Raw genomic sequence first — 11,450 nt, 5'->3', positions numbered from 1 at the left:
AATGGGTTCATGTGCAGCTCCATCAGCAAAAGGGGATGATAAGTTTATCAACACCGACTATTTGCAACAGTGCCAAACTACGGTCGCTATGTGGCAGACCCAAATGAGGTTCAGCTGGCTCGGTATTTTCATCTGGATGAGCGTGACCTTGCTTTTATTAATCAGCGACGGGGAAAACATAACCGGCTGGGGATTGCACTTCAGCTGACTACGGCGCGCTTTCTGGGAACGTTTCTTCCTGATCCCCTTCAAATTCCCTCATTCATCCGTTTTTACATTGCGGCACAGTTGAACATCAGCCGACCAGAGATCCTTTCCCGGTATGCTGAAAGAGAAAATACCCGCTGGGAGCATCAGGGGCTTATCAAGCTCTATTATGATTATCATGATTTTGGTGATTTCCCCTGGACATTCAGACTGAAGCGTTTGCTCTATACTCGCGCCTGGCTCAGCAATGAGCGTCCAGGTCTGCTGTTTGATTTTGCTACCGCATGGTTGCTGCAAAATAAGATCCTGCTACCCGCAGCCTCGACTCTGACAAGGCTGATTGGCGAAGTACGCGAACGGGCAAGTCGACGATTATGGCGAAGGCTGGCTTTGTTGCCTGACAGCTGGCAGAAAACACAACTGGACGGTTTACTTGAAATACCTGAAGGGCAGCGTATATCGGTGCTGGAGGAGATGCGAAAAGGTCCTGTCACTATCAGTGGGCCGTCATTTACAGACGCCCTGGAGCGATATACCCGACTGCGTAGCATGGAGTTTTCCCGGTTGAATTTCTCCGGTCTGCCTGCCATCCAGCTGCGGAATTTGGCCCGTTATGCCGGAATGGCTTCGGTGAAATACATTTCAAGAATGCCTGACGAACGGCGACTGGCCGTGCTTACTGCGTTTGTGAAAGCACAGGAAATTTCGGCGCTTGACGAGGCCGTGGATGTGCTGGATATGCTTATTCTGGATATCACGCGTTCTGCAAAAAATATCGGGCAGAAAAAGCGGCTCAGGACCCTGAAAGATCTTGATCGTGCCGCGCTATTACTGGCACGGGCATGCACGTTATTACTTGATGAGAACACCGATGAAGCAGCTCTGCGGCAGGCTATTTTTCGCCGCATACCAAAGGACAAACTGGCTGAATCCGTCGGCAAGGTAAATGAGCTGGCGCGCCCGCAAGATACTCAGTTTCAGGATGAAATGGTGGAACAATATGGACGGGTGAAGCGTTTCCTGTCCGCGATGTTGCGTGACTTACACTTTCAGGCCGCCCCGGCCGGGGAGCTCACGTTGTCAGCAATCCATTATCTGGCCGAACTGAGTGGCTCAAAAAAGCGAATTCTCGACGATGCACCAGAGCAAATCATTTCCGGCCCATGGAAACGTCTGGTCTACGACAGAGATGGTAGGATTCTACGAGCGGGTTACTCGCTGTGTCTTCTCGAGCGCCTTCAAGATTCTTTGCGCCGTCGTGATCTCTGGCTGGAGAACAGTGATCGGTGGGGGGACCCGCGTCAAAAATTGCTTCAGGGAGCTGAATGGCAGGCACAACGCATCCCGGTATGTCGGGCGCTGGGTCATCCATCAGACGGAACTAAAGCAGCAGAACAACTGGCTACGCGGCTTGATGACACATGGAAATCAGTGGCTTCACGTTTTGCCTGCAACGCAGCGGTCAGCATAAGCAATGAAGGTAAGCATCCCTCACTGACGATTAGCAGTCTGGATAAACTGGATGAGCCACCGGCACTGATACAATTGAATCGTCGGGTAAGAGAATTGATCCCTCCGGTTGATCTGACGGAGCTGTTGCTTGAAATAGATGCCCGAACCGGTTTTACCCGCGAATTCAGCCACGTCAGTGAATCAGGTGCTCGGGCGCAGGATCTCCAGGTCAGTCTGTGCGCAACACTGCTGGCAGAAGCCTGCAATATAGGGCATGAACCCCTGATAAAGCATAATATTCCCGCGCTTACTCGCCATCGTCTGAGCTGGGTTAAACAAAATTATCTCAGGGCAGAAACGCTGGTCACCGCTAATGCACGGCTGGTTGATTTTCAGTCCACGCTGCCGCTCGCGGGGTACTGGGGAGGTGGTGAGGTTGCCTCCGCAGATGGTATGCGTTTTGTCACACCGGTTAAAACGGTTAATTCCGGACCAAATCGTAAATACTTTGGTTCAGGACGCGGTATCACCTGGTACAACTTCGTCTCCGATCAATACTCCGGTTTCCATGGCATTGTAGTTCCCGGGACGCTTCGTGATTCCATCTTTGTACTGGAAGGGCTTCTGGAGCAGCAGACCGGGCTGAATCCGGTAGAAATTATGACGGACACGGCAGGATCCAGCGATATCATTTTTGGCCTGTTCTGGTTACTGGGCTACCAGTTTTCCCCTCGTCTGGCCGATGCAGGCGGGGCGATATTCTGGCGGGCAGATAAAACGGCACATTATGGTGCCCTGAATGAGCTGGCCCGGGGATGTGTTGAACTGTCAAAAATAGAATCCCAATGGGATGAAATGATGCGAATGGCGGGCTCACTGAAGCTTGGGACCATCCATGCATCAGAGCTTATTCGTTCACTGTTGAGAAGTAGCCGACCATCTGGTCTGGCTCAGGCGATTATGGAAGTGGGCCGGGTCAACAAGACGTTGTATCTTCTCAACTATATCGATGATGAGGATTACCGGCGTCGGATCCTCACTCAGCTCAACCGGGGAGAAGGACGCCATGCAGTGGCTCGAGCCATTTGCTACGGACAACGTGGTGAGATTAGAAAACGCTACCGTGAAGGGCAGGAAGATCAACTCGGTGCTCTGGGTCTGGTGACCAATGCGGTTGTGCTGTGGAATACACTTTACATGCAGGAGGCGTTGTCACATCTTCGCAAATCGGGGGAAACACCTGAAGAGGAGCATCTGGCAAGATTATCGCCGCTGATACATGGCCATATAAATATGCTGGGACATTATACGTTTTCGTTACCGGAAGATATTCTGAAGGGCGAGTTAAGACCATTAAATTTGAATACAAACAATGAATTAACCTCTTAGCGTGGTTTTTTACATCATTGGACCTCGAACCCCAATTCCAGCAGAAAAGCATGCATTTGATTGGTTGTTTTTACCTTATCCTGAACCAGGGATTCACGGACACGATGCAGAGCCCGCATTGCCTGCTGAGATTCCGTTCTGGGCTGCACAAAACGCATAGACGGACGCGATGCAGCTTCACAAATAGCTTCGGCGTCGACAAAGTCGTTTTTATTGCTTTTAACGAACGGGCGGACAAATTGTGGTGATATCAGCTTTGGGGAATGCCCCAACTCTTCCAACTTGCGTGCCATAAAGTGAGAACCGCCACAGGCTTCCATTGCGATGGTTGTAGCGGGGCATGTCGCCAAAAATTCGATCAACTTTGGCCGGGTAAATTTTTTACGGTAAACAGCCTTCCCGCGACGATCCTGGCAATGAATATGGAAAGAGTTTTTACCCAGATCGATACCAATGAGCGCAATGTTTTCCATGATAGTTCTCCGAATGAAAGCCTGTCCTCAGCATAGTACCGGGAAGGAGGGAGTGACCATCTCATTAAATAAAGCACGCTAAGCCGGTTGCAGCGGCCGTAGCGGCCTGAACTTGCCCGCGCCGATCTTGGCGCTGCTGCGCCAGAGGTAATCGCCGGTCAGGTTGATGTGCTCCCAGCCGAGCGGCGACAGGTACTGCAACAGGCCGTCATCGACGGCTTGACCGTGGCCACGCAAGGCGTTCGCGGCCCGCTCCAGATAGACCGTGTTCCATAGCACGATGGCCGCCGTCACCAGGTTGAGGCCGCTGGCCCGGTAGCGCTGCTGCTCGAAGCTGCGGTCGCGGATTTCCCCCAGGCGGTTGAAGAACACGGCGCGGGCCAGCGCGTTGCGCGCCTCGCCTTTGTTCAGCCCGGCATGCACGCGGCGGCGCAGCTCGACGCTTTGCAGCCAGTCCAGGATGAACAGTGTGCGCTCGATGCGTCCCAGCTCACGCAGGGCGACGGCCAGGCCGTTCTGGCGCGGGTAGCTGCCAAGCTTCCTGAGCATCAGCGAGGCCGTCGCCGTGCCCTGCTTGATCGAGGTGGCCATCCGCAGGATTTCATCCCAATGGGCGCGGACGTGCTTGATGTTGAGCGTGCCGCCGATCATCGGTTTCAACGCCTCGTAGGTGGCATCGCCCTTCGGGATGTAGAGCTTGGTGTCGCCCAGGTCACGAATGCGCGGGGCGAAGCGGAAGCCCAGCAGGTGCATCAACGCGAAGACGTGGTCCGTGAACCCTGCCGTGTCGGTGTAGTGCTCCTCGATCCGCAGGTCGGATTCGTGATACAGCAGGCCGTCGAGCACGTAGGTCGAGTCGCGCACGCCGACGTTCACGACCTTGGTGTGGAACGGCGCGTACTGGTCGGAGATATGGGTGTAGAACGTCCGCCCTGGGCTGCTGCCGTATTTCGGATTGATGTGGCCGGTGCTCTCGGCCTTGCTGCCGGTGCGGAAGTTCTGGCCGTCCGACGATGACGTGGTGCCGTCGCCCCAATGCTCGGCGAAGGGATGTCGGAACTGCGCGTTGACCAGCTCGGCCAGTGCCGCCCCGTAGGTTTCGTCGCGGATGTGCCAGGCTTGCAGCCAGGCCAGCTTGGCGTAGGTCGTGCCGGGGCACGATTCCGCCATCTTGGTCAGGCCCAGGTTGATCGCGTCGGCGAGGATCGTGGTCAGCAACAGGTTTTTGTCCTTGGCCAGGTCGCCTGACTTCAGGTGGGCGAAGTGCCGGGTGAAGCCCGTCCATTCGTCTACCTCCAGCAGCAATTCGGTGATCTTGACGTGCGGTAGGATCATCGCCGTCTGGTCGATCAGGGCCTGTGCGGTATCGGGCACCGCCGCATCGAGCGGCGTGATCTTCAGGCCCGACTCCGTGATGATGGCGTCCGGCAGCTCGTTGGCCAGCGCCATGCGGTTGACGGTGGCGAGCTGCGTTTCCAGCAGCGTCAGCCGGTCATGCAGGTACTGGTCGCAATCGGTGGCCACGGCCAGCGGCAATTCGCTGGCCTGCTTGAGGCTGGCGAATTTCGCGGGCGGCACCAGGTAGTCCTCGAAGTCCTTGAACTGGCGCGAGCCTTGCACCCAGATGTCGCCGGAGCGCAGCGCGTTCTTCAGCTCCGACAGCGCGCACAGTTCGTAGTAGCGCCGGTCGATGCCGGTGTCGGTCATCACCAGCTTCTGCCAGCGCGGCTTGATGAACTCGGTCGGCGCGTCGGTGGGCACCTTGCGGGCGTTGTCGCTGTTCATGCTGCGCAGCACCTCGATGGCGTCGAGTACGTCCTTGGCGGCGGGCGCGGCCCGCAACTTGAGCACGTCGAGAAATTCCGGCGCGTAGCGGCGCAGCGTGGCGTAGCTCTCGCCGATGCGGTGCAGGAAATCGAAGTCCTCGGGTTGCGCGAGCCGCTGCGCTTCGGTGACGCTCTCGGCGAAAGCATCCCAGGACATGACGGCCTCGATGGCGGCGAACGGATCGCGGCCCGCTTGCTTGGCCTCGATCAGCGCCTGGCCGATGCGCCCGAACAGCCGCACCTTGGCATTGATCGCCTTGCCGGATGCCTGGAACTGCTGCTGATGCTTGTTCTTGGCGGCATTGAACAGCTTGCCCAGGATGCGGTCATGCAGGTCGATGATTTCGTCGGTGACGGTGGCCATGCCCTCGATGGCGAGCGCCACCAGGGTCGCGTAACGCCGCTGCGGCTCGAACTTCGCCAGGTCGGCGGGCGTCATCTGGCCGCCCTCGCGGGCGATCTTGAGCAGCCGGTTCTGGTGAACCAGCCGCTCGATGCCGGAGGGCAGGTCGAGCGCCTGCCACGCCTTGAGGCGTTCGATGTGTTCCAGCATGTGCCGCGAGTTCGGTTTGACCGGGGATTGCCGCAGCCAGGCCAGCCACGTCGTCTTGCCGTTGTCGCGGCGCTTGAGCAGATCGTCGAGGCGACGGCGATGCACGTCCGTCAGCGGCTCAGCCAAGGCGTCGTAGAGACGCCGGTTGGCGCGGGTAATCGCTTCGGCGCTCGCCCGCTCGACGGCGTTGAGGGCGGGCACAATGACCGACTGCCGCCGCAGGTGCTCGATCAAGGCTCTGGCCAGCACGATGCCCTTGTCGGTTTGCATGGCCAGCTCGGTCAGCAACTGGACAGCCTGCCGGTAGTGGCCAATCGTGAACGGCTGGAAGCCGAACACCGTTTGCAGCTCGACCAGGTGCTCGCGTCGGGTCTGCTCACGCTGCCCGTACTCGTCCCAGCTTTCGATGCCGACCTTGAGCTGGTTGGCGACCAGTCTCAGCAATGGCGGGAACGGTGGCTCATCAGCGCCAAGGATGACGCCGGGAAAGCGCAGGTAGCAGAGCTGCACCGCGAAGCCCAGCCGATTGGCCGGGCCGCGCCGCTGCCGGATGATGGAGAGGTCGCTTTCGCTGAACGTGTAGTGACGGATCAACTCATCCTTGGTGTCCGGCAACGCCAGCAGGCTTTCGCGCTCGGCGGCGGAGAGGATCGAACGGCGGGGCATGCGGTTTCCTTCTTCTTGAAATTCTATTCTTGATTGCATATCATCTCAACGAGTTTCGATAAGAAAGGATGCGCATGCGACCGTCTGTTGTGCTTGACATGAAGCGAAGCGCAGTGCGTGAAGCGGTAGGCCGCTTTCGCGCCGCGAACCCGCGCGTCTTCGGCTCGGTGCTGCATGGCACCGACCGGGATGGCAGCGACCTCGACCTGTTGGTCGATGCGCTGCCCGGTGCCACGTTGTTGGACTTGGGCGATTTGGAAGAAGAACTGAAATCGCTGCTCGGCGTTGACGTCGATCTGCTGACTCCCGGCGACCTGCCGCCGAAGTTCCGGGCCAAGGTGCTCGCGGAGGCGCAACCGATATGAGCGAGAACCGCCTGCCCGATTACCTCGACCACATTCAGCAGGCCGCAACCGATGCGCGCAGCTTCGTGGAAGGGATGGCCAAGGACGACTTCTTGGCCGACAAGCGCACCCAGCAGGCCGTCATCATGAGCCTGATCGTCATCGGCGAGGCGGCCACAAAGGTGATGGATGGCTACGTCGAGTTCACCCAGGCGCATGCCGACGTGCCGTGGCGCAGCATGCGCAATATGCGTAATCGCATGGCTCACGGCTATTTCGACATCAACCTCGATGTGGTGTGGGAGACGGTACAGGAATGGCTGCCGGCGTTGCTCCAGCAATTGCCCGCCGTGCGTCAGGATGCCGACGATGAAGACCGTAACGACAACTGTGAAAGAGGGATCTCCGATGACTGTTGAATCGAGAATATTTTCTGTAGCCGAGTATGTTCAGCCGTCCGAAGGCGAGCCTATTCGTTCCGTTGTGCTTGAAACCCGAGACTCAATTATCGTGGTTTGGCATGTCCATCCCGGGCAGGAAATTGCGGCTCACATTCATCCTCACGGCCAAGACACGTGGACTGTTTTGTCGGGAATGGCTGATTACTTTCAGGGCAATGGGATTGTTCGTGCCCTCAGGGAAGGTGAGATAGCCGTGGCAAGACCGGGCCAAGTGCACGGGGCGCGAAATACAGGTACCGAGCCATTTGTGTTAGTCTCGGTTGTGGCATCAGCCAATGCCGGTTTCGTATTGGCTGAGCGATAGAGCCCAATCTCTGGAGTTGGTCCAATGAGCGGTCGGGGAGATAGGTAACAGACATGCAGCGGACACGGCTGCTAAACCAGGTCGCAAACCTCCTTGCGTCGCAGCGTGCCGCAAGCGACGCGATCAATCGAATGGGGTCGGCATGAGACTGAACACCATCCAGTTCCCGACCGCGTAGCCGCCTGTCCTGCCGATCAGGTCTTGACCATCGACGCCTGGGATCAGTCCTGAATGTTCTTGGAGACCACTACGTTATGAGCCGCAGCCGCCGCAAAACACCCATCGTCGGGCACACGACCTGCGGCAGCGAGCGCGAGGACAAGAAGCTCTGGCATCAGCGCTGGCGCACCCGTGAGCGCACGGCGCTGACCAGCGCGTCGCCCGAAGCCCTGAGCGCCCATCTGCCCCTGCTGGAAAACCAGGCCAGCAGCGTCTGGTCGATGGGCAAGGATGGCCGCTCCTACTGGCCCGTCAAGCGCCAGGCCGCCACGGCGGATCGCATCGCCAATCACAAGGGACGCAACCCGCAAGAACGCGCCTCCCTGAAAAAGCGCCTGCTTACACTGTGATTCCTTCAAAATATCTCAACGAAATTTCCCGACACCTGTTTAAGCTATCTTGCTGATATTTCTGTTTTTCGATTTTTGCCGGCGCGATGCCGGCGACGTTGGCCAGCTGCCCCGGGCGCGATACTGAGATCAGTTTCTTTGAACAAAAAAACCGCCTTTTGGCGGTCAGTATTCAGTAGCGGGGTTAGAGGGCCAGTCGTGTAAAAAACCACGTTAGCCGACTATTTATTTGAATAACATAATATTTTAACTGATATGCCAGCGTTCATCCTGACTTATCTGAACAGGGCTCCGCCTGTAAAATGTGAAAGATAGAAAGGTAATTATTTATAATAAAATTAAATAATTTCAATTTTCTCTTCAGAATATACACTGACAGTGTGAAAAAACCCCCGTTATCACGGGGATTTTCCTGTAGATAATACGTTACCTGACTTGCTTAGAAGGCGCAAAGCGCAGTATCAAAATACCGGCCAGAGCGGCCAGTATGGACCCTGCCAGAACCCCCACCTTGACCTCATCAACGAGCAGAGGGCTGCCTGTAAAGGCCAGATTGCCGATAAACAGGCTCATGGTAAAACCAATCCCACACAGTACCGAGACACCATAAACCTGTAACCAGGTACTTTTCTCTGGTCGTTTCGCCAGGCCCAGGCTGACGGCCAGTAGCGACAGGCCAAAGATACCTGCCTGTTTACCCAAAAACAGGCCCAGCGCCACGCCTACCGGAACCGGCGACAACAGGTCATTCATCGTCATGCCCGACAACGCGACGCCCGCATTGGCGAAGCCAAACAGCGGCAGTATCATAAACGTGACCCAGGGGTTGATGGCATGCTCAAGCCTGTCCAGAGGCACTTCATCAGCCGCATTCCTGGTTCGCAGCGGGATAAAGAACGCCAGCAGGATACCCGCGACGGTGGCATGCACGCCTGACTGAAGCATGAAAAACCACAGTACTCCCCCCGTCAGCAGATAGGGCAGCAGGCGCGTCACGCCGGCACGGTTCAGGCTAAACAGCAGAGCAACCATTGCCGCTGCACCACCCAGCATCAGAAGCGAAATGTTGCTGGTATAGAAGAGCGCGATGATAGCCACCGCCCCCATGTCATCCAGAATAGCCAGCGCCGACAGGAAAATTTTTAGCGAGACTGGCACACGACTGCCCAGTAAGGCGAGTACACCGAGCGCAAAAGCAATATCCGTGGCCGCCGGGATGGCCCAGCCGGAAAGGGTTTCGTCATGACCGGCATTAAACCCCACGTAAATCAGGGCAGGTACGGCCAGACCACCCAGTGCGGCAAAGCCCGGCAACGCACGCTGGCTCCAGGTGGCTAACTGGCCGGTGACAAGCTCACGCTTGATTTCCAGCCCGACCATCATAAAGAATACGGCCATCAGGGCATCGTTTATCCAGTGCTCAACGGACAGGCCTGCTGTTTTGTATTTCAGGAGTGTTTCATAACCTTCCCTGAGGGGCGAATTGGCCACGATGATAGCGGCTGCCGAAGCAATAATAAGCACAATACCGCCCGCTACAGGTGAACTGAAAAAATTAGAAACGGGCTTGATAACTTTTCTGGTTAATCCGATTGGGTTTTCTGTCACTTAATCTCCCCCTGAGATGTTGACTTACGAATTGTGAATCAGGCAACCCAGAGACTGTGCACTCCAAAAATGCAATGCACAGCCTGATTGACTGATGTAAGAAATTTAGATAATTAAATTAATAAGTTAAATTCGGTCGGTCTGTGGTTACATTTTATCATGCACCGTCAGGTAAATGGCCGCCTTCAGGTAAATTATCGTAAAGCGAAGCCTTGGCGGGGCTAGGGTGCGTTTCCATTCTGAGAAATTTGCTCAGTCTGTTTCCAGAACATGGCTGAAATTTACTATCCGCCGCGTGTCAGTAAATAGTATCTGTCAGTAAGAGCTGGCAACGTAAACTGACACGGGTAGTGATGGAAAATGATTACACAGGACACCGTTTGCAGACAGATGCTGCTCTGAGCCGCATTATCCTGAAAAGCCTGAACAGCAGCTGATGGATAATTATCCGTCCATGCCGGTGACGAATGGCTGTCAGAAAAGACATACCACAGGTCAAAATGGCGCATTTCGTTAACACTGAGGCCAGAAGTTTTGGGCTGGATATATTTATTGCTTGCCGGATGCTGTGAGATCTTTTACGCGGCGGCCATTCCGCGGACCGACGGGTTCACCCGGTTATGGCCGGGGTCGGTTCCGGCTGAGGGCGAAATGACACCCTAAGCGTTAGCTCTGTGTCGTTGCACGATGTCAGCGACGGTATTCTTGCTGATACCGAGCTCGCGTGCGATCCAGCGATAGCTGCGTCCCTCGGCCCTCATCGCAACCACCTTAGGCAAAAGTCGGTCTGATTTTGGTCGCACTCCGGCCTGACGACCAAGCCTCTTACCACGTGCCTTCGCAACAGCAAGGCCTGACTTGACCCGCTCGCTGATGAGATCCCGCTCAAACTCCGCAATGCCGGAAAGAAACGTCGCCAGCATTCGTCCATACGGCGACGAAAGATCGAACGCCATTCCATTCATGGCTATCACGGAAACCTTCCAGTTCTCCAGTTCACGTAGCGTATTGAGCAGATCGAGCGTCGAGCGCCCCCACCGGGAAAGCTCAGTGACCAGGATTGCATCAATTTGTCTGGACTGGGCAAGCGCCAGGACTTTCTTTCGCTCGGCCCGGTCGAGTTTAGTTCCTGAACCTGTTTCCTTAAATATTCCCACCACGTCGTAGCCGGCACGGCCGGCGAAGGCTCGCAGATCAAATTCCTGGCGTTCACAAGACTGATCCGCTGTTGAAACCCGGCAGTAAATGGCGGCACGATGTCCCAATTGAACCCTCCTGGATTTTTGTATCGGAACGCCCTGATTTATATGGGCTGGCTGTTGTCCAAAACAGACTATACTTCAAAAGGGACGAATTTGTATGTCACGACGCCATATTTTCACCGAACGGCAGCGAGCAGCGCTGTTCGATCTGCCCACGGACGAACTGTCGCTACTGAAGTTCTACACGCTGGGCGATGATGACCTGGAAAACATTAGGCAGCGCCGCAGACCGGAAAACAGGATTGGCTTTGCCCTGCAACTTTGTGCCTTACGATATCCGGGCCGTGGGCACTGTTGCAAATAGTCGGTGGTGATAAACTTATCATCCCCTTTTGC

8 protein-coding genes and 2 pseudogenes are annotated in these 11,450 nt (G+C 56.0%); 6 read left to right on the top strand and 4 right to left on the bottom strand.

The features are described from left to right. Positions 1 to 69 precede the first annotated feature (69 nt). The gene (locus ADJ24_RS20175) at positions 70 to 3,048 is read left to right on the top strand and encodes a Tn3 family transposase (RefSeq protein WP_048703524.1); all 2,979 of its coding nucleotides are present in this window, start codon (positions 70 to 72) and stop codon (positions 3,046 to 3,048) included. A 20-nt stretch (positions 3,049 to 3,068) separates the two neighbouring features. Here the strand turns inward: ADJ24_RS20175 and ADJ24_RS20170 are convergent. Together ADJ24_RS20170 and ADJ24_RS20165 are read right to left on the bottom strand one after the other, a co-directional pair. Next, positions 3,069 to 3,521 (bottom strand): annotated as a pseudogene (locus tag ADJ24_RS20170) (IS110-like element IS4321 family transposase); the annotation flags it as partial. Positions 3,522 to 3,599: 78 nt separating this feature from the next. Further along, complete coding sequence (locus ADJ24_RS20165; RefSeq protein WP_003100881.1) at positions 3,600 to 6,566, bottom strand: Tn3-like element ISPa38 family transposase; 2,967 nt, start codon at positions 6,564 to 6,566, stop codon at positions 3,600 to 3,602. Between the two features lie 74 nt (positions 6,567 to 6,640). Here ADJ24_RS20165 and ADJ24_RS20160 point away from each other — a divergent pair, with 74 nt between their 5' ends. From ADJ24_RS20160 to ADJ24_RS20145, 4 genes are all read left to right on the top strand, one after another. Continuing rightward, positions 6,641 to 6,931: a nucleotidyltransferase family protein gene (locus ADJ24_RS20160; RefSeq protein WP_001247892.1), complete on the top strand. Its 291-nt coding sequence runs from the start codon at positions 6,641 to 6,643 to the stop codon at positions 6,929 to 6,931. Then, a complete protein-coding gene (locus ADJ24_RS20155) occupies positions 6,928 to 7,329 on the top strand; it encodes a DUF86 domain-containing protein (RefSeq protein ID WP_001293886.1) in 402 nt (133 codons plus the stop codon). The genes ADJ24_RS20160 and ADJ24_RS20155 overlap by 4 nt, the downstream gene beginning before the upstream one ends. After that, entirely contained in the window at positions 7,319 to 7,675 is a 357-nt protein-coding gene (locus ADJ24_RS20150) for a cupin domain-containing protein (RefSeq protein WP_000215515.1), read from the top strand. Before ADJ24_RS20155 ends, ADJ24_RS20150 begins: the two co-directional genes overlap by 11 nt. Before the next feature lie 254 nt (positions 7,676 to 7,929). Further along, positions 7,930 to 8,244, top strand: a complete 315-nt coding sequence (locus tag ADJ24_RS20145; protein ID WP_000091613.1) for a hypothetical protein — start codon at positions 7,930 to 7,932, stop codon at positions 8,242 to 8,244. A gap of 426 nt (positions 8,245 to 8,670) precedes the next feature. Here the strand turns inward: ADJ24_RS20145 and nhaA are convergent, their stop codons facing one another. Next, complete coding sequence (gene nhaA / locus ADJ24_RS20140) at positions 8,671 to 9,852, bottom strand: Na+/H+ antiporter NhaA (protein WP_004194048.1); 1,182 nt, start codon at positions 9,850 to 9,852, stop codon at positions 8,671 to 8,673. 659 nt (positions 9,853 to 10,511) lie between these two features. After that, a complete protein-coding gene (locus tag ADJ24_RS20135) occupies positions 10,512 to 11,117 on the bottom strand; it encodes a recombinase family protein (protein WP_000509966.1) in 606 nt (201 codons plus the stop codon). Positions 11,118 to 11,211: 94 nt separating this feature from the next. On the opposite strand from ADJ24_RS20135, the pseudogene ADJ24_RS24610 reads away from it, so the two are divergent. Then, a pseudogene (locus ADJ24_RS24610) lies at positions 11,212 to 11,400 on the top strand (DUF4158 domain-containing protein); the annotation flags it as partial. Positions 11,401 to 11,450 lie beyond the last annotated feature (50 nt).

Origin of the sequence: Enterobacter sp. 940_PEND, assembly GCF_001059415.1 — a bacterium.
Taxonomy (GTDB): domain Bacteria; phylum Pseudomonadota; class Gammaproteobacteria; order Enterobacterales; family Enterobacteriaceae; genus Enterobacter; species Enterobacter cloacae_M.
This window is presented reverse-complemented; position numbering and strand designations above follow the sequence as displayed.

Coding starts and splice junctions, on each gene's coding strand:
- ADJ24_RS20160 (WP_001247892.1), top strand. CDS start 6,641: ATGCGACCGTCTGTTGTGCTTGACATGAAGCGAAGCGCAGTGCGTGAA.
- ADJ24_RS20165 (WP_003100881.1), bottom strand. CDS start 6,566: ATGCCCCGCCGTTCGATCCTCTCCGCCGCCGAGCGCGAAAGCCTGCTG.
- ADJ24_RS20145 (WP_000091613.1), top strand. CDS start 7,930: ATGAGCCGCAGCCGCCGCAAAACACCCATCGTCGGGCACACGACCTGC.
- ADJ24_RS20155 (WP_001293886.1), top strand. CDS start 6,928: ATGAGCGAGAACCGCCTGCCCGATTACCTCGACCACATTCAGCAGGCC.
- ADJ24_RS20150 (WP_000215515.1), top strand. CDS start 7,319: ATGACTGTTGAATCGAGAATATTTTCTGTAGCCGAGTATGTTCAGCCG.